Genomic DNA, 21,471 nt, shown 5'->3' with positions numbered 1-21,471 from the left:
CGTCACTCCGCGATCAAGACTTCGATACCGGCTTCCAGCAAGCCGTCGCGATATTCCGGGCTGATGGCGGCGTCGGTGACGACTGCATGCACGCGGTCCAGCTGCACGATGCGGTGCAGGCTCACGCGGCCGAATTTGGAGGCGTCGGTCAGCACGATGATTTTCTTGGCGCGTTCCACCATCTTGTGATTCAGGCTGGCCTCCGCCTCATGGTGGGTGGTGACGCCGAACTGCAAATCGAAACCATCGACGCCGAGGAATAGCTTATCGAAGCTGTAGGCCTGCAAACAGGCTTCGGCCTGCGTGCCTTGAATCGACAGCGACTGCTTGCGCAGCAGGCCGCCGGTGAGGATCAGGTCCACTCCCGGTGCATCGGCCAGCTCCCAAGCGATATTCAGGCCGTTGGTCATCACCGTGATGTTTTGCGCCTCGCGCAAATGGCGCGCCAGCGAAATGGTGGTGGTGCCGGAGTCGATGATGATGTTATCGCCCGGCTGCACCATGCGCGCAGCATAGGCGCCGATGCGCGATTTCTGCTCGTGGTTGATGGCGTCCTTTTGCGGCACCGTGTGTTCGGTCGGCGGCGTGCGCGCCAGTGTGGCACCGCCGTGGCTGCGCGTGGCCAGGCCTTGGGATTCGAGCGCACTAAGATCGGTGCGGATGGTCACCGCAGAAACGCCCAACTGCTCTACCAGTTCGTTGACTTGCACCGAACCGTGTTGGGTGAGCGCTTGCAAAATCGAGGCGCGGCGTTGACTGGTATGTCGCATAAAGCTGTGCTGTTAATTTATCAAATATGGCAGCTTAACAGATTGCAGCGCTGCTGCTAGCGTGCTCGCTGCTGTCCGCCGATGCGTTGCGGTTGCAGGCGCGCGCATACTGCGCCAGCAGGCGGCCGATTTTGTGTTCCAGCAGGGCGTTGGCCTTGGCGGGCAGTTGGCCTTGCAGGACTTCCAGGTACTGTTCCGGCAAGTGTTGGCTCAGGAGCGAGAGCGGGATCTCCAGCGCATCAAGGTTGGCGACCAACTTCTCTACCGCAGCCACCACAGGCGCTTCGCCCCAGTAGTAGCGGCAGCGGTCACTCAGGCCGTAGCGGCGCAGCAGGCGCTGTTCAGCGCTGCTGCCCGGGTAGTGCTTGGTCCAGTGCTTGGGCTGCGCCAGCATGATTTCGTCCAGCACCTGCATCAGGCGCGAGACCTGGCCCGCTGGCACCAGTTCTTCTTCGATCTGGCACAGCGCCATCAAGGCTTCGCGCAACGCGAAGGTGGCGGCCGGGCCGACCTTGAGGATGGCGAAATGGTCGCGCACCATCTGGTGCAGCGCCGTTTCACGCTGGTAGTCGGTGGAGTGGGCCTCGAACACGATGCCGGGCTGGCTGGCGACGAAGGCTGACAGTTCTGCCGCTTGCACTGCATCGTAGTGCTGGATGTGTGTATGGTCGAAATCCACGCCCGGCTGCACCACCATGGCGATCACGCGGCGCCATGCGTCGTGCAGGTTCTGGTCCATGAAGGCTTTGCGGTGGACGTCCAGCGTGCGCTGGGCCGCTTGCGGCGCGGTCACAGCGCCGGCTTGGGCCAGATTAGCTTCGCCGCCGGGAATCGGCACTTCGGTGCCGATCACATACACCGGCGGCGGCAGGCCGGCTTGTTCTGCGGCCTGCTCGGCGATGATGCACAGGCGCGCCGAACGCGCGGCGATCACTTCATCGCTCAGGTATTGCGGATCGTCGGCGCAGCGCATCGAGCAATCGAGGTGGATTTTGTGGAAGCCCGCCGACGCGTAAGCTGCGATCAAGGTTTCGGCGTGCTGCATGGCAGTGGTCGCGTCCAATCCTTGCCAAGCGTTGGGGCCAAGATGGTCGCCGCCCAGTACAAGGCGCTCCAGCGGGAAGCCTTGTTCGCTCGCCATCTGCTGCACGTAGGTGACGAACTGCGATGGCGTCATGCCGGTGTAGCCGCCGAATTGGTCGACCTGATTCGAGGTCGCCTCGACCAGCAGCACAGTCTCGTAAGTGGTGGCGACGCGCATGGCGGCGCGCAGTACGCTCGGATGGCTGCAGCACACGCTGTACAAACCGGCTGCATCGCCACGGCGGTGCGCTGCGATGATTTGCTGGACGGGGGACAGGGAATCAGTGGTGGTCATTATTGGTTGCTCAGTTGTTGACGAACGAGGAGGGCGGCGCCGCGTGCGCCGCCGGCATCTCCAAACATGGGCGGCAGCACCGGCGGCGTGCGCACGCCGGGGAACAGGTGGCGGTTCATCGCCGCAGGCAGTTTTTCGTACAGGTGCGCCAGTTGCGACAAGCCGCCGCCCAGCACAATCGCGTGTGGATCGAGCGTCAGCACCAGCGTGGCCAACGCGTGGCCCAGCAAGTCGAGATGCACGTCCAGCGTTTGCTGCGCCGTGGACGAACCGCCTTGCGCGCGGGCGACGATGGCCAGCGGCGTTTCGTCGCCGCCGCCGAAGTGGCGGTACATCTGCTGCATGCCAGGACCGGAGACGTAGCGCTCAAGGCAGCCTTTCCTTCCGCAAGGGCAGTCGACCAGCGGCAGCCCGTGTGGCGCCAGCAGCGACGCGGCCAGCGGCCAGTGGCCCCATTCGCCGGCCACGCCGTTCGAGCCGCGCATCAGGCGTCCGTTGACGCAGTAGCCGCCACCCGCGCCGGTGCCGATGATGGCGCCGAACATGGTGGCCATGCCATCCGCTGCGCCGCCCTGCGCTTCGGACAGCGCAAAGCACTGGCAGTCGTTGCCGACAGCAAGTGGACGTTGCAATGCTTCTTCCAGCGACTGCACCACCAGGCGGCCGTTCAACGCCGGCACGTTGGAGCTGAGCTGGCGGCCGGTCACACTGTCGATTACGCCCGGCAGGCCGATGCCGACCGGCGCGCGCAGGCCCAGCGCATCGTCGCCGCGCGCGATCAGGTCTTGTATCGCAGCGATGAAGGCGGCGAAGTCGGTGCCCGGTGTGGCGATGCGTTCGCGGTGGACTTCCCGTATTTTCTGGCCTTCTTCGGCAAACGCCACCAGCTCGATCTTGGTGCCGCCGATATCGATGCCGTGGTAGCCGCGTTGTTCAGAATTCGTCATGGCGATAAATGGTGACGCCTTGAACCACGCGGTTCACGATGCCGCCGGTGAAAGGATTATCGGGACGCAGCTGCAGCAGCGCCGATTGATGCAGCGCATATTGCTGCGCCATCAGCAGCCACACAGGCGCCAGCCATGCATCCGGCCACGAAGGCGTGTCGATGCCGAATTCGCCGCCTGCGCCGATGGTCAGCACGTGCGCCGCCACCTGATCGCGACGCAGCTCTTCCACCAGATCATGTTCGTAGCGGCGCGACAGCGGATCGGCGCTGCGGAACAGCAGTACCAGCGTGTCGCGCGTTACCGCTGCTTTCGGGCCGTGGCGGAAACCGAGAGCGCTGTTCGCCATCGTCATCACCGCACCGGCGGTCAGCTCCATGATTTTCAGCGCGGCTTCCTTGGCCAGTGCTTCCAGCGGGCCGCTGCCCAGATAAATCACGCGCGACACGCGCTCCGCCGCCAGTTGCGCCACCGGTGCAGACCATTGCGCTGCTGCCTGTTCGCCCAGGTCGGCCAGCTTGTTCAGACGCTCCGGCTGGAAGTCAGGATCGAGCACGCTCAATGCTGCCAGCAGCATGCAGGTGAAGCTGCTGGTCATGGCGAAGCCGCGATCGCAGCTGGCCGCAGGCATCATCAGGTTGAAGGTGTCGGCATCGCCTTCGCTTTGCTTGGCGAGCGCGCCATCCGCATTGCAGGTGATGTTGAGGAAGCGCGCGTTCGGCACCAGATCGCGCACCAGCTGCACGGCGGCGGCGCTTTCAGGGCTGTTGCCGCTGCGGGCGAAGGACACCAGCAACGTTGGCGCGCCGGTTTCCAGATACAGGGCAGGGTGGGTCAGCAGGCTGGTGGTCGAAATGGCGCGCACCTGGCATGGCCACGCTGCGTTGATTTCGTCTGCGATGATTTCGCCAACGTAGGCCGAGCTGCCGGCGCCGGTCAGGATTACGCGCTGCTGCGGGTGGCGCAGGCTGTCGCCGAGAAAGGCGGCGATGCGGCTTTGCTCGCGGCCGAGATGCGCCGCCAGTTCACGCCACAGGGCTGGCTGGTGGGCGATTTCTTCGGCGGTATCGAGGCCGCCGATGCTGCGCCATTCGTCGGTCTTACGCTGGAATAAGGTAGTCATCGAAAGATTTTCTTGGTTAGGTCGAAGAAAGAATAAGGTTTAATTTTCGAAATGTCAAATTCGAAAGCAAAAAGAAAGTTGTTTGATGGTGATGATAGGCGGCCCTGTGCCGCTTTTGCCACGAAAACGAAAGTATGTTATTCGGTTAATCATTCAATCGAAAGATTTCAATCAAATTTTTGAAGATTTCTCTTTCTTTTTGTTGACCGACCTTGCTTTTGTTTTTAGAGTAAATGCATTCCAACGGATTTTCTTTCGAAAATAAGCAAACTATGAGACAAATCTCCGCCATTGTTGCCTTGCTCGCCAGCGGCCCTTTATTGGCTGCGCCAGTCGGCAACTTGCGCACCGTGACCGCCACCGCCGGCCAGCAGTGGGATCTCGTGACCGATACCGGCGCCCATGTACAGGTTAGCCTGCCGCGCGCCGATGTGCTGCATATCTGGGCTGGTCCCAAGTCCGGCCTGACCGGCGCCGGCGACAAGGCCGCACCTATCGTTGTCGCTACGGCGGCGGCCAAGGTGGAGCACACCGTCAGCGAGCAGGCCGACCATATTGTGATCCGCACGCCGGCACTGAGCCTGCGTATCGACCGCAAGCCGCTGCGCTTTACCTTGTTCCGCGCAGGCGATGCGCAACCGCTGTGGCGCGAAGTGCAGCCGCTGGAACTGGGCGACAAGCAAAGCGTGCAAACTCTTTCTAGCGACAAGGCGGAGCGCTTCTTCGGCGGCGGCCAGCAGAATGGCCGTTATGAATTCAAGGGCAAGCAGTTGCAGGTATCGTACTCCGGTGGTTGGGAAGAGGGCGATCGTCCGAGTCCTGCGCCGTTCCTGATGAGTTCTCGCGGCTGGGGCATGCTGCGTAATACTTGGTCGGATGGTAGCTATGATTTGCGCCAGCAGGACCAGGTCTCGCTCGCACATGATGAAGCGCGCTTCGATGCTTACTATTTCGTCGGCAAGGACATGCGCGATGTGCTGGCGCGTTACACCGAATGGACCGGCCGCGCGCGCATGCTGCCGCGTTGGGCGCTGGAATACGGCGACGCTGATTGCTACAACGACGGCGACAACGTGAAGAAGCCGGGCACGGTGCCGAAAGGCTGGACCGACGGCCCAACTGGCAAGACGCCTGATGTAGTGGAATCGGTAGCGCGCCAGTATCGCGAACACGATATGCCGGGTGGCTGGATTTTGCCGAACGATGGCTATGGCTGCGGTTATTCTTCGCTGCCGGAGACGGTGCAGGGCCTTGCCAAATATGGCTTCCGCACTGGCTTGTGGACGGAGAACGGCGTCGAGAAGATGGCGTGGGAAGTCGGCACTGCCGGCACCCGTGTGCAAAAGCTGGATGTGGCGTGGACCGGTAAAGGTTATCAATTTTCGCTGGATGCGAACAAGTCGGCCTACGACGGTATCCTGAATAATTCCGATGGGCGTCCGTTCATCTGGACGGTGATGGGCTGGGCCGGGACCCAGCGTTACGCTGTCACCTGGACTGGCGACCAGAGCGCCAGCTGGGACTATATTCGCTGGCATGTGCCGACGCTGATTGGCTCCGGCTTGTCCGGCCAGGCTTACGCGACTGGCGATGTGGATGCGATTTTCGGCGGCAGCCCGGAGACCTACACGCGTGATTTGCAGTGGAAGAGTTTTACGCCGGTGTTGATGGGTATGTCCGGCTGGGCGGCGGCGGAGCGCAAGCATCCGTGGTGGTTTGCGGAGCCGTATGTCAGCATCAATCGCCGCTACCTGAAGTTGAAGATGCGCCTTACGCCATATATGTACACGCTGATGCACGAGGCGGAGCAGAGCGGTGCGCCGCTGGTGCGTGGTTTGATGTGGGATCATCCTGAGGATCCGGCGGCTTACACGGAAGCGTACAAATATCAGTATCTGCTGGGGCGTGATTTGCTGGTGGCGCCGGTGTATCGCAGCCAGGCGGTGAGCCAGGGCTGGCGCCGCGCGATTCACCTGCCGCAGGGCCAGTGGTTTGATTATTGGGATGGCCGGCAGGCGACGGCGGGCAAGGAGGGGCGTGATATCGATTTGGCCGTTACGCTGGACAAGCTGCCGGTGTTCGTGCGCGCTGGCGCGATTTTGCCGATGTATCCGGAGATGCTGTACGACGGCCAGAAGCCGAAGGATGTGCTGACGCTGGACCTGTATCCGCAAGGCGCTTCCGAGTTCACGCTATACGAGGATGATGGCAACACCCGCCGCTATCAGGAAGGCGCTTATAGCCAGCAGCTGATTCGCATGAACGCCAGCGCGGATGGCGTGCAGGTTGATGTCGCGCCGGTCGTCGGCAACTACGACGGCCAGTTGGCGCAGCGAAGCTACGCCTTGCGCATGCTGACCCGCCAGCGCCCAGCGGCGGTGAGCGCGGGCAGCGCCGTGTTGCCGTCGCTGGCTGACCGCGCTGCGTTTGACGCGGCGAGCGAAGGCTGGTTCTTCGACGCCAACGAGCGCCAAGGCACGCTGCACGTGAAGACTGCGAGCCGCGATATTCGCCAGCCGTTGCGCTTCATCGTGCAAGTGCCTTTGGCAACCGTCGCCGATGACGCCTTCCCAGCCGCACCAGCACTGGGCCGCGCCATTCCAGCCGACGCTATGATGGTGATGAACCGTCCAGCCGAAGAAAACGGCCATCCACTGGAAAACGCTTTCGACAATAATCCAACCACCTGGTTCCGCACTGCGCGCAGCCCGGCGGTGCAGGGCGGGCCGCACGAATGGGTAATCGGCTTCACCGAACGCCGTCTGATCGACGCCATCGAAATCGCACCGCGTAACGACCAGCACTGGCAGCACGGTCAAATTCGCGACTACGAAATCTACATGGGCGACAACAACGGCGACTGGGGCACGCCGATCAAACGCGGACAACTGAAGCTGTCGAAGGACATGCAGACCATCAGCTTCCCACCCGCCGCCGGCCGTCTGCTGCGCTTCCGTGTCCTTAGCACGCAGAATCCTGAAGGCGACGGTGCAGCCAGTACCGACCCTATGGTTATCGCAGCCAACGCACCGACAGCCCGCGCCTTCAACGCCGCCGTCGCCAGCGAAGTCGCACCGATTACGCTGTCCGAATTCCACGTGCTGGCAGTGCAGCAGAAGGAAGGCCCGGAACAGCAGCAGTTCCTGTCCGACCTGCCACTGCCGAAATCCGTCAGCCGCGACAAACCGGCAGGGGCAAAGGAGATGCGCATGAACGGCCTGTGGTTCCGCAAAGGCCTCGGCGTCGGAGCGTCCAGTCGCATCGACCTGCAACTGGCTGGTAACTGGAACCTGCTGCGCGCCGACCTTGGTATCGATGACAGCTGCCGCAACGCCGGCGGCATGCAGTTCCAGGTCTGGAGCGGTGAACGCCTGCTGTACGACAGCGGCCTGATTACCGCGCCAGCCGTAGTCAAGCCGGAGATCGATGTGCGCGGTTTAAGCCAAATCAGCCTGCGCACGCTGGGCGCGCATGGCAGCAAACCGCAGCAAGTCTGCGGCAACTGGGCCAATGCAGTCTTGCTTGGCACGGAGGGAAGCACGGTCACGCCGCGCTAATCCACAACACAGTTTTCATACGAAAGAACCCCTCTTCGGACCGGGGAGGGATTGTTGCAGCCTCACGATAACAAACCATATACAACAGGGAGAGAACCATGCACATGAAAAAACTGGTAGCCGCGATGATGGCGGCGGGTCTGGCCTCGGCAGCATTTGCCGCAGAGGATCAGGATGAGAAGATGGTACGAGTCGAGGTGACCGGCTCCAGCCTGAAACGCATCAACGCTGAAACGGCATCGCCGGTGCAGGTGATCGACGCCAAAGAGATCGAGAACATGGGCGCGCGCACGCTGCTGCAAGTGCTGGACAATCTGCCAGCCGCGCGTCCGGCACAGCAGGACTTCCGTTCCATGTTCACCGGTTCCGACGGCGCGTCGCAAGCCAACCTGCGTGGCCTTGGCGCACAAGGCACGCTGGTGCTGTTGAACGGCCGCCGCCTGTCGTTCTACGGCGCGCCGGCCGGCTTCCAGACCATGTTCGTGAACATCGACTCGATTCCCGCCGCAGCCATCGAACGCATGGAGATTCTGACCGACGGCGCGTCGGCAGTGTATGGCTCGGATGCGGTGGCAGGCGTGATCAACGTGATTACCAAGAAGAGCTACCAAGGCCTGGAAGCGCGCGGCAATATGGACACCTCGCCCAGCGTGAAATCGTACGGCGAGCGCCAGGGCAGTTTGATCTACGGCCTCGGTGATTTGAACAGCGACGGCTACAACGTCTACGGCTCGGTCAACGTTTACCAGCGCGACCGCATTTCGACGGCGGACACTTACCTGAAACGTCCGGGCGCTTTCTACGATAACAATCCGACGTTTGTATCGGGCTACCGCGTCGGCGTTGGCAGTGAGCCGGGTGTGATGAATCCGGGGACTTTCTTCGTCTTCGACAAGAACAATAACAACGCCCGCACGCAGCGCGCCGTCAGCGGCTGCACCACCCAGATCACCGAAGCTTCCGGCACGCGCTGCGTGTGGAACTCGCTGCCATATGCGCTGGATACCGGCCCATCGTCGGACCGCGTTACCGGCTACCTGAATGGCCGCATCAAGTTGGGCGGCGATCTGGAGGCATTTGCGGAAACTGCTTACACCCACATCAAGCTGCGCGGCGAGAACGGTCCGCGCACCTTCAACAGCGGCAGCACCAACAACTGGTTCGCGCGTAACACCGGCACCACGCTGAATACCTTTGTGACACCTTATCTGGGCGCGAACAACGTCTACCTGAAAGGCAAGCTGGATGCCGACATGGTCGCCAAGATGGGCGGCGCAGCAGGCTTGAACTACCTCCTGCAAGACGCGGCCGGCCACTTCGGCCAGACCAATATCGACAATAGCTATCGCGCACTGGCTGGCCTGCGCGGCAGCTTTGGCGATGGCTGGGACTTTGAAACTGCGCTCAGCGTGGCAGGCAGCCATTCAACGCTGTACCAGACCATTAATATCAACACCAAGGGCTTTGAAAAAGCTTTCGGCCCTTTCACCAAAGACGCGGTCACCGGCCGCACCTACATCTCGGACAATCCGGCCTACAAGTTCGGCGAGATCAGCGAGTCCAATGCCGCGCTGCTGCGCGCAGCGTATCCGACCTTCGACATCCAGTCGTGGACCAAGCTGCTGACGTGGGACGGCAAGGTGGAAGGCACCATCTTCAAGCTGGGCGAGCGTGAAGTGCGCGCCGCCTTTGGCGCCAGCTTGATGCGCGAGAGCTTCTACACGCCGGGCAATCAGGATGCGGCCAATGGCCTGATTACTCAGCAGGGCGGTTCGTGGTTCGACGGCCAGCGCAATATCTCCGCCGTATTCAGCGAAGTGGTGGTGCCGCTGACCGATACGCTGGAACTGAACGCCGCTGCGCGTCTCGATAAATATCCGAACTTTGCCGCCAACCTCGCACCGAAGCTGGGCGTGCAATGGCGCGCGCGTCCCGAGTTGCTGGTGCGTGGTACGTATTCGGAAGGCTTCCGCGCACCTAACCTGGCCGAATCGGGCAGCGGTGGCGTGTTTGCGCAGGTGGGCGGTATTCGCGACACCGTGCGCTGCGACGAGACCAATGCGATGGCCAAGCTGCTGCTGAAGTCCGCTACGCCAACCGATGTCGATCTGGGTAAGAATCTGCTGAACTCCAACTGCTCGACCACGGTCGGTGGTTTGACGCCGCCTAACCCGAACCTGCGTCCGGAAAAAGCCAAGATCTCCACCGCCGGCATCGTGCTGCAGCCGGCCAAGGACGTCAGCATCTCGGTGGACTACTGGTTTGTCTATCGCCGCAACGAGATCGTGCGCCAGGACTTCAATGAGCTGTTCACGCAGCTGGTCGATAAATACGGTCCAACGCTGGCCGGTACCAGCGCGGCGATCCGCAATCCGATCAGCGATGCGGACCGCGGCAATATCGCAGCGGTGGCGGCGATGTGCAAGAACCCGGCCAATGCGGTCGCATGTTCCGGCTCGCTGCCAACCTACTCGGTCGGTAACATCGGCGGCTTGATTAACTCGTACTCGAACCGTGGCCGCACGCTGATCGACGGTGTTGACATCGATGCGCGCACTCGCTTCTCGTTCGGCGACATGGGCAAGCTGAATACCGGCGTCTCGGCCACCATCCGCCGCCGCGAAACCTATAACAGTGAAGACGGCACCGGCTTCTCCGGCAACTACGTGGGCTACTACGATTCGCCGCGCTTGCGCGCCACCTTCAATGCTGACTGGTCGTATCAGAAATTCATTACCAGCGTGTTCGTGAACTACACCGGCAAAACCAAGTGGGCCGCCGGTCCTTGGGATACCGACAACGCACCGGGCACCTGCATGGCGGCTGGCGTGGAGATGCCGAAGAACCAGTGCGATGGCGCGCCGTCGTACACCACGGTCAACTTGGGCCTGAGCTGGAAGCCGATGAAGAATCTGGACCTGGGCCTGAACATCAAGAATGTGCTGAACAAGCAGCCTTACTACGATCCTAATGGTTGGGAGGGCTACAATCACAGCCAAAATCTGTTCGGTCGCCAGTACGCCTTCTCGGCCAGCTATAAATTCTTTTAACAAAGGTAGAACTGATGGACAAGCAATTCAATCGACGTGACTTCCTCACCACCGGTGCGGCGCTGGCCGGCAGCTTGATGCTGCCGAAGGCCTTCGCAGCTACGCGCCAGCGTGTCCGCATCGGCATGATCGGCACCGGCATGCGCGGTCAGGTGCTGCTGCAAGAGCTGCTGCGCCGCGACGACGTGGATGTGGTGGCGCTGTGCGACATCGAGCCTATCATGCTGGGCAAGGCGCTGACCAACGTCAGCAAGCACAATAAAGCTAAGCCGAAGACCTGGGGCGAAGACCGCGATCCGCAAGCCTACAAGCGCATGCTGGATGCGGGCGGCCTTGATGGCGTGATCATCGCCACGCCGTGGGAATGGCACGCACCGATGGCCATCGCCGCCATGCAGGCCAAGATTCCGGTTGGCTGCGAGGTGGTGGCTGGCGTCACGCTGCAAGACCACTGGGATGTGCTGAACACCCAGCTGAAAACCCAAACGCCATATATGCTGCTGGAGAACGTATGCTTCCGCCGCGACGTGATGGCGGTGCTGCAGATGGTACGCGCCGGCGTGTTCGGTGAGCTGGTGCACCTGCAGGGCGGCTATCAGCACGACCTGCGCGCGGTGAAGTTCAACAATGGCGACCCGGCCAAGCCTTACGGCAGCGGCATCGAGTACGGCGCCAAGGGCTGGTCTGAGGCGCGCTGGCGCACGGAGCATTCGGTGCAGCGCAACGGCGAGCTGTATCCGAGCCACGGCATAGGCCCGTGCGCGATGTACACCAACATCAATCGCGGCAACCGATTCACGCGGATTAATTCGTTTGCCACCAAGGCGCGCGGCCTGCATGACTACATTATCAAGCAGGGCGGGGTGAATCACCCGAGCGCCAAGACCACCTTCAAGCTTGGCGACGTGGTGACCACCACGCTGGCCTGCGAGAACGGCGAGACCATCCTCCTGCAGCACGATACCTCGCTGCCGCGTCCTTATTCGCTGGGCTTCCGCGTGCAGGGGACGGACGGCCTGTGGATGGATGTGAACCACTCCATCCACATCGAAGGCAAGAGCAAACCGCACCAGTGGGACGACTTCCAGCAATGGCAGGATAAGTACGAGCATCCGCTGTGGAAGAAGTACGGCAAAGCGGCGGAGGGTGCGGGCCACGGCGGCATGGACTTCTTTGTGATCCACGCGTTTATCGAAGCGCTGAAGGCGGAAGCGCCGATGCCTATCGATATCTATGACGCAGTGACGTGGAGCGCCATTACGCCGCTGTCCGAGCAGTCGATTGCGCAGAACTTCCAGACGCTGGACTTCCCGGACTTCACGGCCGGCCAGTGGAAGACCCGCAAGCCGATTTTTGCGTTTGATGACCGCTATTAATCACCGCTAATAATAGCCTCAGCAAGGCGGTGTACAATCTGGGCGCTTAAATCCACCTCTCGCGCCCATGCTTTCACGCCGTCTTGCTCTTCTCTTCCTGTCTGCAGCCGTCATCGCCGGCTGCAAAACCACTCCTGTCGCCGAGACGCCTGCATTGCAGCCGCCTGTCGCTGTAGCTGAGCCCCTGCCTCCGAAAAAGATCAAGATCGGCCTCGCCCTTGGCGGTGGTGCGGCGCGCGGCTTTGCGCACATCGGTGTGATCAAGGCACTGGAAGCGCAGGGCATTTATCCGGATGTGGTGGTCGGCACCAGTGCGGGCAGTGTGGTCGGTGCGCTGTACGCCGCTGGTAACACTGGCTTCCAGTTGCAGAAAATGGCCATGGACATGGACGAAGCGCAGATTTCCGACTGGGCCTTGCCGCTGTTCCGCAAGTCCACCGGTGTGCTGAAAGGCGAGGCGCTGCAAAGTTATATCAATAAATTGGTCAACAACCAGCCGATGGAAAAGTTGAAGATTCCATTTGGCGCAGTCGCCACGGACCTGAAGGACGGCAAGCCGATTCTCTTCCAGCGCGGGAATACCGGCATGGCGGTGCGCGCGTCGTCGGCGGTGCCGGGCGTGTTCCAGCCGGTGACGATTAGCGGCCATACTTATGTCGATGGCGGCCTGGTGGCGCCGGTGCCGGTGCGCTTTGCGCGCGACATGGGCGCGGACTTTGTCATCGCCGTCAATATCTCCACGCAGGCTGACGTGCAAGCCACTGTTAGCTCGCTGGACGTGATCATGCAAACCTTCTCCATCATGGGCCAGCGCATCAACGAATATGAACTGCGCGATGCGGACATCGTCATCACGCCGCCGCTGGGTAAAATGGCCGGCAACGACTTCAATGGCCGTAACCAGGCCGTGTTGGCGGGCGAGCAGGCCGCCGCACAAGTGATGGCACAGATTAAACAGAAACTCGAAGCTAAACGTCGACCTTAAGGAAGTAGCTATGCAAACCAAACCATATTTGTCGCTCGCCGACGTGAAAAAAATCGCCGCCGCCGCTGAAACGGAAGCCGTGGCGAATAACTGGCCAGTGGTCATCGCCATCGTCGACGACGGTGGCCACCTGCTGTGGCTCCAACGCCAGGATGGGGCCAACCCGCTGTCGTCGCACATCGCCCCGGCCAAGGCGCGCGTGTCGGCACTGGGCCGTCGCGAGTCCAAGCTGTATGAAGATATGATTAACAACGGCCGCACCGCATTCCTGACCGCGCCGGCGCCAGTCGCCGACGGCATGCTGGAAGGCGGCGTGCCGATTATCGTGGATGGCCACACCGTCGGCGCAGTGGGTGTCTCGGGCGTGAAATCGGCCGAAGATGCACAAATTGCAAAAGCCGGCATCGCTGCGCTGAACTAAGAAGCTTGGCCAGTTTGTTTTTTCTATGCAGTTTAAATTTACAATATGAAAAGATAAATTGCTAACGCTTGCTGCCTCTGTGATACTTCCCTAAAACGCTGTTTAACAACAAGGGGAAAATAGATGAGGAAGCTTATTCAGATCGCCGCTCTGCTGGCGATCAGCGGTGCAGCAGGGGCGGCGGATCACCTGTATTTGCTTGATGGCTCTGCTGCCGATGCGCTTGGTGGTGCGGCGCTGACGTCGCATGGTGGCACTTTTGGTCCTACCAGCTACAGCTTCGGCCCCAATCAGGGCTTGACGCTGAACGATACGCTGGGCAGTGTCTATACCATTGATATGGCCGTCACCTTCGACACCCACAGCGGCTGGCAGAAGATAGTCGACTTCAGTGCACTGACCAGCGACACCGGTATGTACACCTACGGCAGCAACTGGAACTTCTACAATGTCGGCGATTTTGGCGCCACCACGGCGGACGGCGTGGCGTCACGCCTTACGTTGACGCGCAATGCTGCGTCGGTGGTGACGATTTATATGAATGGCAGCCAGGTAGGGACGTTCAACGACGCCGGCGGCATCGCCAATTTTGGCGTCAACGACGCCAACTTCTTCATCGACGACTATGCAACCTCCCAGAGGGAGGCGGCGGCGGGCAGCGTCGACTACATCCGTACCTACGACCGCGCGCTGGACGCCCGCGAAGTGGCCAGCCTGGCTGCGCCGGTACCGGAACCCGCCAGTGGGGCCATGCTGGCGGCCGGCCTGGGGATGCTGGCGCTGATAGGCGGCGCGCGCCGTCGCAAGCAAGACTGACTTCGCGAAATCGCTACGCCCCTGCCTTGTCAAGGGCGGGGGATTCTGTTATGATTCAAAGGTTTAGCCAAATCATATCTCTACCGTAGCGACTACCACTCATCCATCATCAATCTGACCGACTCCCCCGTGGCGCGCAAGCTCCTGGGTCGCTTGACGGTCGTCTGACGTGGCGCAGCTACGGTAACTTAACAGGAGTTGCCCTTGCCGCCATTTTTTTCTGGCCCCGCCGTTCCAGCCATCCTGGCCCTCGCTGACGGAACCATTTTCAAAGGTTTTTCGATCGGCGCTGCCGGCCATACGACCGGTGAAGTGGTCTTTAACACTTCCATGACCGGCTACCAGGAGATCCTCACCGATCCTTCCTACAGCCGCCAGATCGTCACCCTGACGTATCCCCACATTGGCAACTACGGTATCAATCCCGAAGACGTCGAATCCACCAAAGTGCATGCAGCCGGTCTAATCATCCGTGACCTGCCGCTGATCGCTTCGAATTTCCGCTCCACGCAATCGCTGTCTGACTACCTGAAGGCCGAGAACATCGTCGCCATCGCTGGTATCGACACGCGTAAGCTGACCCGTATCCTGCGCGAGAAGGGTGCTCAATCCGGCGCCATCGTCACCGCGACGCAAGGTAACGAGCCGTCGGTGTCGCAAGCACTGGACCTGGCGCGTTCCTTCCCGGGCCTGTCGGGCATGGACCTGGCCAAGGTAGTGACGGTGAAAGAGAAGTACGAGTTCACCGAAACCGAATGGACGCTGGGCGAAGGCTACGGCAAACTGGCCGATGCCAAGTTCCACGTAGTCGCCTACAACTTCGGCGTGAAGAAAAACATCCTGCGCATGCTGACTTCGCGCGGCTGCAAAGTGACCGTCGTTCCTGCACAAACCACCGCTGAAGAAGTGCTGGCACTGAACCCGGACGGCGTGTTCTTGTCGAACGGTCCTGGCGACCCGCAGCCTTGCGACTACGCGATCGCTGCTGCCAAGGTGTTCATGGAGAAGAAGATCCCGTTGTTCGGCATCTGCCTCGGCCACCAGATCATGGGCCTGGCCTCCGGCGCCACCACCCTGAAAATGAAGTTCGGCCACCACGGCGCCAACCACCCGGTACAAGACCTGGACAGCAAACAAGTGCTGATCACGTCCCAGAACCACGGCTTCGCAGTTGACCCGAACACGCTGCCGGCCAACTGCCGCGTGACTCACGTGTCGCTGTTCGACGGTTCGCTGCAAGGCTTCGCCCGCACCGATACGCCGGCCTTTTGCTTCCAGGGTCACCCTGAGGCATCGCCTGGCCCGACTGACGTCGCTTACCTGTTTGACCGCTTCATCGGCCTGATGGAAGCTTCGGAGAAAAAATAAATGCCAAAACGTTCTGATATTAAAAGCATCCTGATTATTGGCGCTGGCCCGATCATCATCGGCCAGGCCTGCGAATTCGACTACTCCGGCGCCCAGGCTTGCAAGGCGCTGCGCGAAGAAGGCTACCGCGTCATTCTGGTCAACAGCAACCCTGCGACCATCATGACCGACCCGGAAATGGCCGACGTCACCTACATCGAGCCGATCACCTGGCAAGTGGTAGAGAAGATCATCGCCAAGGAAAAACCGGATGCGATCCTGCCGACCATGGGTGGCCAGACTGCGCTGAACTGCGCGCTGGACCTGCACCACAACGGCGTGCTGGATAAGTACAAGGTTGAACTGATCGGTGCAACGCCAGAAGCCATCGACAAGGCCGAAGACCGCTCCAAGTTCAAGGATGCGATGACCAAGATCGGCCTGGGTTCGGCACGTTCCGGCGTGGCGCACTCGATGGAAGAATCGTGGGCGGTGCAGAAGACCGTCGGCTTCCCGACCATCATCCGTCCATCGTTCACCATGGGCGGCAGCGGTGGCGGTATCGCTTACAACGAAGAAGAATTCGAAGCGATCTGCAAGCGCGGCCTGGAAGCTTCGCCAACCCACGAGCTGCTGATTGAAGAATCGCTGCTGGGCTGGAAAGAGTACGAGATGGAAGTGGTGCGCGACAAGGCGGACAACTGCATCATCATCTGCTCGATCGAAAATCTGGACCCAATGGGCGTGCACACCGGTGACTCGATCACCGTGGCGCCAGCACAGACGCTGACCGATAAAGAATATCAAATCATGCGTAACGCCTCGCTGGCGGTACTGCGTGAAATCGGTGTGGACACCGGCGGTTCGAACGTGCAGTTCTCGATCAACCCGAAAGACGGCCGCATGATCGTCATCGAGATGAATCCGCGCGTATCGCGTTCGTCGGCACTGGCATCGAAAGCGACCGGCTTCCCGATCGCTAAAGTGGCAGCGAAACTGGCCGTGGGCTTCACGCTGGATGAACTGCGCAACGAGATCACCGGCGGCGCAACCCCGGCCTCGTTCGAACCTTCGATCGACTACGTCGTGACCAAGGTACCGCGCTTCACCTTCGAGAAATTCCCAACCGCCGACCACCACCTGACCACCCAGATGAAATCTGTCGGTGAAGTGATGGCGATCGGCCGCACTTTCCAGGAATCGTTCCAGAAAGCCCTGCGCGGCCTGGAAGTGGGCGTCGATGGCCTGAACGAAAAAACCAAGGACCGCGAGAAGATCGAAGAGGAACTGGGCGAGCCAGGTCCTGAGCGTATCTGGTACGTGGGCGATGCGTTCGCACAAGGCTTCACGCTGGAAGAAGTGCACAACCTGACCAAGATCGATCCGTGGTTCCTGATTCAGATTAAAGAGATCGTCGACCTGGAACTGTGGATGGACACCCAGAAGCTGGAACAGCTGGACAAGACCACGCTGTACAAGCTGAAACAGAAGGGTTTCTCGGACCGCCGCCTGGCCTTCCTGCTGCAAACCACGCCAGCTGAAGTGCGCAAGTACCGCCACTCGCTGGACATCCGTCCGGTGTACAAACGCGTTGATACCTGCGCCGCAGAATTTGCGACCAACACCGCGTATATGTACTCGACCTACGACGAGGAATGCGAGTCGAATCCGACTGACAAGAAGAAGATTATGGTGCTGGGCGGTGGCCCTAACCGTATTGGCCAGGGTATTGAGTTCGACTACTGCTGCGTACACGCTGCGCTGGCAATGCGTGAAGACGGCTACGAGACCATCATGGTCAACTGCAATCCAGAGACCGTGTCGACCGACTACGATACCTCGGATCGCCTGTACTTCGAATCGCTGACGCTGGAAGATGTGCTGGAAATCGTCGAGCTGGAAAAACCAGTTGGCGTGATCGTGCAGTACGGCGGCCAGACCCCATTGAAACTGGCGCTGGACCTGGAAGCCAATGGCGTACCTATCGTCGGCACCTCGCCAGACATGATCGATGCGGCTGAAGACCGTGAGCGCTTCCAGAAGCTGCTGCACGATCTGAATCTGCGTCAACCGCCTAACCGCACCGCGCGTACCGAAACTGACGCGCTGGCGCTGGCACAAGAAATTGGCTACCCGCTGGTGGTGCGTCCTTCCTACGTGCTGGGTGGCCGCGCGATGGAAATCGTCCACGAGCAGCGTGACCTCGAGCGCTACATGCGCGAAGCCGTCAAAGTATCGAACGACTCGCCAGTGCTGCTGGACCGCTTCCTGAACGACGCGATCGAGTGCGACGTGGACTGCATCTCGGACGGCGAAACCACCTTCATCGGCGGCGTGATGGAACACATCGAACAAGCTGGCGTCCACTCGGGCGACTCGGCCTGCTCGCTGCCTCCGTACTCGCTGGCGCAAGAGACCATCGATGAACTGAAGCGTCAAACTTCGCTGATGGCCAAAGGCCTGAACGTGGTCGGCCTGATGAACGTGCAGTTCGCGATCCAGAAACAAGATGGCAAGGATGTTGTCTACGTGCTGGAAGTGAACCCACGTGCATCGCGTACCGTGCCTTACGTGTCGAAAGCGACCGGCCTGCAGCTGGCCAAGATCGCCGCGCGCTGCATGGTCGGCCAGAAGCTGGCAGACCAGGGCATCACCAAAGAAGTGGTGCCGCCTTACTTCAGCGTGAAAGAAGCCGTGTTCCCGTTCGTGAAATTCCCTGGCGTGGACACCATCCTCGGCCCAGAGATGAAATCGACCGGTGAAGTGATGGGCGTTGGTAAAACCTTCGGCGAAGCCTTCGTGAAATCGCAACTGGGCGCTGGCGTCAAGCTGCCGAAATCGGGCAAGGTATTCCTGTCGGTGAAATCGTCGGACAAGCCGCGCGCTGTGAAAGTGGCGCGTGACCTGGTCGATATGGGCTTCACCCTGGCTGCCACCAAGGGCACCGCAGCGGTGATCGCGGCGGCTGGTATTCCAGTCACCCCGGTCAACAAAGTAGCGGAAGGCCGTCCGCACGTGGTCGACATGATCAAGAACCACGAAGTGGTCCTGGTCATCAACACGGTGGAGGAGAAACGCAGCGCCATTACCGACTCGCGTGCCATCCGCACCTCGTCGCTGGCATCGCGCGTGACCACGTACACCACCATCGCCGGCGCTGAAGCGGCAGTGGAAGGCATCCGTCATCTCGACGAATTGCAAGTGTACGATTTACAAGGGCTGCATAAAACCTTACACTAAGCCCTAATAGGTTTAGGTAGTACCCGGACCACAGAGCTCGCGCAGGCAGTACGGCGCGGCCTCTGTGGTTTTCCATTGTAAAAACAGAGTAAATAAATAACATGACTTCAGTTCCACTTACCAAATTCGGCGCCGAGCTCTTGAAAGATGAGCTGCACCAGTTGAAGACCAAAGAACGCCGTATCGTGATCGACGCGATTGCCGAAGCACGCTCGCACGGCGACCTGTCGGAAAACGCCGAGTACGATGCTGCCAAGGAACGCCAGGCGTTCGTGGAAGGCCGCATCGCGGAACTGGAAGGCAAGCTGAGCGCGGCGCAGATCATCGATCCGACCACGCTGGATGCTGAAGGCCGCGTAGTGTTCGCTGCTACCGTGGACCTGGAAGACCTGGAGTCGGGCGCCAAGGTGAGCTACCAGATCGTCGGCACTGACGAAGCGGACCTGAAACTGAGCAAAGTGTCAGTGACCTCGCCGATCGCCCGCGCGCTGATCGGCAAATCGGCCGGCGACGTGGTGGAAGTGCAGGCCCCATCGGGCCCGCGTGAATACGAAATCCTGGAAGTGCGTTACGTCTGATGCTACTCGCCCGCACACGTTTACTAGTCGCGACCCTGTGGGCCGGCAGTTTATGGGCGGTGGGTTATCTGGCCGCACCGACCCTGTTTGCTACGCTGAGTGATCGCGTATTGGCTGGCACTATTGCCGCCAGCCTGTTTAAGAATCAAGCCTGGCTGTCGATCGCCTGCGCGCTGGTGATGCTGGCGTTGCTATGGGCGACCCAGACCAGCACCGGCGGCATTTTTGCCGGACCGGCGGCGAATATGGCGGCCAAGGCGCGCCGTACTTTGCTGTTGATTGTGCTGGTGATGCTGGGATGTACGCTGGTGTCGCATTTCGGCCTGCAGCCGATGATGGCGTCGCTGCGTGCTGCAGCAGGGCCGGGCGGTGTGATGGAAGGCGCCGCGCGTAATGAATTCGGTATCTTGCACGGCATTTCGAGTGCGATCTACCTGGTGCAAAGCCTGCTAGCCGCTTGGCTGGTAGTGAAGCAGTAAAACAAAGCAGTCAAACTTCGCTCCCGCTGGTGCGGGAGCGATACCGTATCAGCTCAATACAGTCTTCTTGGTCGACTTCTGGCGTGCCTTGGCGCGCTTGATGTTACCACCTTGGGTTACACGTTCATTCCCCTTCAGCAGTACTTTGGTGACCGACGGACGCTTGGTGCCGCTGGCGCTGGCTTTGACGATGGTGACTTCGCGCATGCCTTTGCCGGAAGTCGAACGGGCTTTTTCCGTTTCCACTTTCGGACGGTACAGCACCAGCAGTTTGCCGATGTGCTGCACTGGCGCCGCTTTCAGCTGCTCGCAGATGGTTTCGTACATCGCGATACGCGCTTCGCGGTCATCGCCGAATACACGGACTTTAATCAGGCCGTGAGAATCCAGACCCAGCGAGATCTCTTTGATAACGTTGGCAGTCAGGCCATCGGAGCCGATCAGGACGATAGGTTTCAGGCCGTGGGCTTCGGCGCGCAGGGCGGTGCGCTCAACGGGGGTAAGTTTGATCATAAAATTTCTTTTTGTAGGTTCCTTAAAGGCAGTATTCTACGCGAATGGCTAAGAACAAAATAAACAAAAACTGGATTCACGACCATATTAACGATCCTTACGTGAAAATGGCCCAGAAAGAGGGCTATCGCGCCCGTGCGGCTTTCAAGCTGAAAGAGATCGACGAGGACGAGAAACTCATCAAACCTGGCCAGACCATTGTCGACCTCGGCTGCACGCCGGGTAGCTGGGGCCAATACGTCCGCCGTAAGCTGGCTGGCAAGGAGGGTGGCGGCATTAATGGCACCCTGATCGGCCTCGACATGCTGCCGATGGAGCCGATTGCCGATTTCCACTTTATCCAGGGTGACTTCCGCGAAGCGGATGTGTTGCAACAGCTGGAGGCGGTGGTGCAGGGCGCGCGGGTTGACCTTGTGTTGTCGGATATGGCGCCCAACCTGTCCGGTATCCACGATTCCGATGCCGCGCGCATGGAACACCTGATCGACTTGGCCATCGAATTCTCGCAAGCCCATTTGAAGCCTGACGGCTCGCTGCTGGTGAAGTGTTTTAAAGACATGGGTTTCAATGACATCGTGCTTAAATTCCGTGCCGAATTTAAAACCGTGATCCAGAAGAAGCCGAAAGCCAGTCGCGACAAATCGTCCGAGATTTTCCTGCTGGGCCGTGGTTTGAAAAACCCGAGTGATGGCATGGCGTCTGCCCAGCCGCTCGATTCCGAGGGTTGGCACCCTTGATATTTGCAGAACAACCCGCAAATTAAGCTCCGGAGCAGCAGTTTTATCTTGATTAAGCGTGTTTTTGCTCAAATAATAAGCTTTTCAGCCAGTTTTAAGCTGGCGCACGGCAGGGTTCTGGCACCGCCTGCCTATTGCGGGTAAAATCGAATTT

General features: G+C 60.2%; 16 protein-coding genes. 11 read left to right on the top strand and 5 right to left on the bottom strand.

Annotated elements, in window-relative coordinates:
- Nucleotides 1–2 precede the first annotated feature (2 nt).
- Genes GTP46_RS20625 through GTP46_RS20610 form a run of 4 tightly spaced genes read right to left on the bottom strand, consistent with a single transcriptional unit; the run spans nucleotide 3 to nucleotide 4,218 of the window.
- Nucleotides 3–770, bottom strand: a complete 768-nt coding sequence (locus tag GTP46_RS20625; protein WP_161008495.1) for a DeoR family transcriptional regulator — start codon at nucleotides 768–770, stop codon at nucleotides 3–5.
- 34 nt (nucleotides 771–804) lie between these two features.
- A complete protein-coding gene (locus GTP46_RS20620) occupies nucleotides 805–2,148 on the bottom strand; it encodes a D-tagatose-bisphosphate aldolase, class II, non-catalytic subunit (protein ID WP_202414366.1) in 1,344 nt (447 codons plus the stop codon).
- Complete coding sequence (locus GTP46_RS20615; RefSeq protein WP_161008494.1) at nucleotides 2,148–3,095, bottom strand: ROK family protein; 948 nt, start codon at nucleotides 3,093–3,095, stop codon at nucleotides 2,148–2,150. Before GTP46_RS20615 ends, GTP46_RS20620 begins: the two co-directional genes overlap by 1 nt.
- Complete coding sequence (locus GTP46_RS20610; protein WP_161008493.1) at nucleotides 3,082–4,218, bottom strand: SIS domain-containing protein; 1,137 nt, start codon at nucleotides 4,216–4,218, stop codon at nucleotides 3,082–3,084. Before GTP46_RS20610 ends, GTP46_RS20615 begins: the two co-directional genes overlap by 14 nt.
- A 272-nt stretch (nucleotides 4,219–4,490) precedes the next feature.
- On the opposite strand from GTP46_RS20610, the gene GTP46_RS20605 reads away from it, so the two are divergent.
- The 10 genes from GTP46_RS20605 to GTP46_RS20560 all read left to right on the top strand — a co-directional run bounded on the left by GTP46_RS20605 (nucleotide 4,491) and on the right by GTP46_RS20560 (nucleotide 20,067).
- Nucleotides 4,491–7,775, top strand: coding sequence for a TIM-barrel domain-containing protein (locus GTP46_RS20605; protein ID WP_161008492.1), 3,285 nt, complete (start codon nucleotides 4,491–4,493; stop codon nucleotides 7,773–7,775).
- Nucleotides 7,776–7,873: 98 nt separating this feature from the next.
- Nucleotides 7,874–10,825, top strand: coding sequence for a TonB-dependent receptor plug domain-containing protein (locus GTP46_RS20600; protein WP_161008491.1), 2,952 nt, complete (start codon nucleotides 7,874–7,876; stop codon nucleotides 10,823–10,825).
- Nucleotides 10,826–10,839: 14 nt separating this feature from the next.
- On the top strand, nucleotides 10,840–12,201 hold the full coding sequence (locus tag GTP46_RS20595) for a Gfo/Idh/MocA family protein (protein ID WP_161008490.1): 1,362 nt from the start codon (nucleotides 10,840–10,842) through the stop codon (nucleotides 12,199–12,201).
- Between the two features lie 67 nt (nucleotides 12,202–12,268).
- Nucleotides 12,269–13,186: a patatin-like phospholipase family protein gene (locus tag GTP46_RS20590; RefSeq protein ID WP_161008489.1), complete on the top strand. Its 918-nt coding sequence runs from the start codon at nucleotides 12,269–12,271 to the stop codon at nucleotides 13,184–13,186.
- A gap of 10 nt (nucleotides 13,187–13,196) precedes the next feature.
- A complete protein-coding gene (locus GTP46_RS20585) occupies nucleotides 13,197–13,607 on the top strand; it encodes a GlcG/HbpS family heme-binding protein (RefSeq protein ID WP_161008488.1) in 411 nt (136 codons plus the stop codon).
- Between the two features lie 123 nt (nucleotides 13,608–13,730).
- Nucleotides 13,731–14,423, top strand: a complete 693-nt coding sequence (locus GTP46_RS20580) for a LamG-like jellyroll fold domain-containing protein (RefSeq protein ID WP_161008487.1) — start codon at nucleotides 13,731–13,733, stop codon at nucleotides 14,421–14,423.
- A 204-nt stretch (nucleotides 14,424–14,627) separates the two neighbouring features.
- Nucleotides 14,628–15,791, top strand: a complete 1,164-nt coding sequence (carA, locus tag GTP46_RS20575) for a glutamine-hydrolyzing carbamoyl-phosphate synthase small subunit (RefSeq protein ID WP_161008486.1) — start codon at nucleotides 14,628–14,630, stop codon at nucleotides 15,789–15,791.
- Nucleotides 15,792–19,010 (top strand): carbamoyl-phosphate synthase large subunit, encoded by a 3,219-nt coding sequence (gene carB, locus GTP46_RS20570; RefSeq protein ID WP_161008485.1) that lies wholly within the window; start codon nucleotides 15,792–15,794, stop codon nucleotides 19,008–19,010.
- Between the two features lie 101 nt (nucleotides 19,011–19,111).
- The gene (gene greA / locus GTP46_RS20565) at nucleotides 19,112–19,588 is read left to right on the top strand and encodes a transcription elongation factor GreA (RefSeq protein WP_161008484.1); all 477 of its coding nucleotides are present in this window, start codon (nucleotides 19,112–19,114) and stop codon (nucleotides 19,586–19,588) included.
- Nucleotides 19,588–20,067 carry a DUF4149 domain-containing protein gene (locus GTP46_RS20560; protein WP_161008483.1) on the top strand — a complete coding sequence of 160 codons (480 nt, stop codon included), beginning with the start codon at nucleotides 19,588–19,590 and terminating at the stop codon, nucleotides 20,065–20,067. Before greA ends, GTP46_RS20560 begins: the two co-directional genes overlap by 1 nt.
- A gap of 48 nt (nucleotides 20,068–20,115) precedes the next feature.
- Here the strand turns inward: GTP46_RS20560 and yhbY are convergent, their stop codons facing one another.
- On the bottom strand, nucleotides 20,116–20,580 hold the full coding sequence (gene yhbY, locus GTP46_RS20555) for a ribosome assembly RNA-binding protein YhbY (protein WP_161008482.1): 465 nt from the start codon (nucleotides 20,578–20,580) through the stop codon (nucleotides 20,116–20,118).
- Nucleotides 20,581–20,624: 44 nt separating this feature from the next.
- Between yhbY and GTP46_RS20550 the strand changes: the two genes are divergently transcribed.
- A complete protein-coding gene (locus GTP46_RS20550; protein WP_161008481.1) occupies nucleotides 20,625–21,317 on the top strand; it encodes an RlmE family RNA methyltransferase in 693 nt (230 codons plus the stop codon).
- Nucleotides 21,318–21,471 lie beyond the last annotated feature (154 nt).

Source organism: Duganella flavida, assembly GCF_009857445.1.
Lineage (GTDB): Bacteria > Pseudomonadota > Gammaproteobacteria > Burkholderiales > Burkholderiaceae_D > Rugamonas > Rugamonas flavida.
The sequence above is the reverse complement of the archived record's forward strand: the minus strand, read 5'-3'. Positions and strand labels throughout refer to the sequence as shown.

Excerpts from the sequence above, each read along its gene's own strand:
- GTP46_RS20610 (WP_161008493.1), bottom strand. The coding sequence starts at position 4,218 with ATGACTACCTTATTCCAGCGTAAGACCGACGAATGGCGCAGCATCGGC.
- GTP46_RS20585 (WP_161008488.1), top strand. The coding sequence starts at position 13,197 with ATGCAAACCAAACCATATTTGTCGCTCGCCGACGTGAAAAAAATCGCC.
- GTP46_RS20595 (WP_161008490.1), top strand. The coding sequence starts at position 10,840 with ATGGACAAGCAATTCAATCGACGTGACTTCCTCACCACCGGTGCGGCG.
- GTP46_RS20605 (WP_161008492.1), top strand. The coding sequence starts at position 4,491 with ATGAGACAAATCTCCGCCATTGTTGCCTTGCTCGCCAGCGGCCCTTTA.
- GTP46_RS20620 (WP_202414366.1), bottom strand. The coding sequence starts at position 2,148 with ATGACCACCACTGATTCCCTGTCCCCCGTCCAGCAAATCATCGCAGCG.
- GTP46_RS20590 (WP_161008489.1), top strand. The coding sequence starts at position 12,269 with ATGCTTTCACGCCGTCTTGCTCTTCTCTTCCTGTCTGCAGCCGTCATC.
- yhbY (WP_161008482.1), bottom strand. The coding sequence starts at position 20,580 with ATGATCAAACTTACCCCCGTTGAGCGCACCGCCCTGCGCGCCGAAGCC.
- GTP46_RS20580 (WP_161008487.1), top strand. The coding sequence starts at position 13,731 with ATGAGGAAGCTTATTCAGATCGCCGCTCTGCTGGCGATCAGCGGTGCA.
- GTP46_RS20625 (WP_161008495.1), bottom strand. The coding sequence starts at position 770 with ATGCGACATACCAGTCAACGCCGCGCCTCGATTTTGCAAGCGCTCACC.
- greA (WP_161008484.1), top strand. The coding sequence starts at position 19,112 with ATGACTTCAGTTCCACTTACCAAATTCGGCGCCGAGCTCTTGAAAGAT.
- GTP46_RS20550 (WP_161008481.1), top strand. The coding sequence starts at position 20,625 with ATGGCTAAGAACAAAATAAACAAAAACTGGATTCACGACCATATTAAC.
- carB (WP_161008485.1), top strand. The coding sequence starts at position 15,792 with ATGCCAAAACGTTCTGATATTAAAAGCATCCTGATTATTGGCGCTGGC.
- GTP46_RS20600 (WP_161008491.1), top strand. The coding sequence starts at position 7,874 with ATGCACATGAAAAAACTGGTAGCCGCGATGATGGCGGCGGGTCTGGCC.
- GTP46_RS20560 (WP_161008483.1), top strand. The coding sequence starts at position 19,588 with ATGCTACTCGCCCGCACACGTTTACTAGTCGCGACCCTGTGGGCCGGC.
- GTP46_RS20615 (WP_161008494.1), bottom strand. The coding sequence starts at position 3,095 with ATGACGAATTCTGAACAACGCGGCTACCACGGCATCGATATCGGCGGC.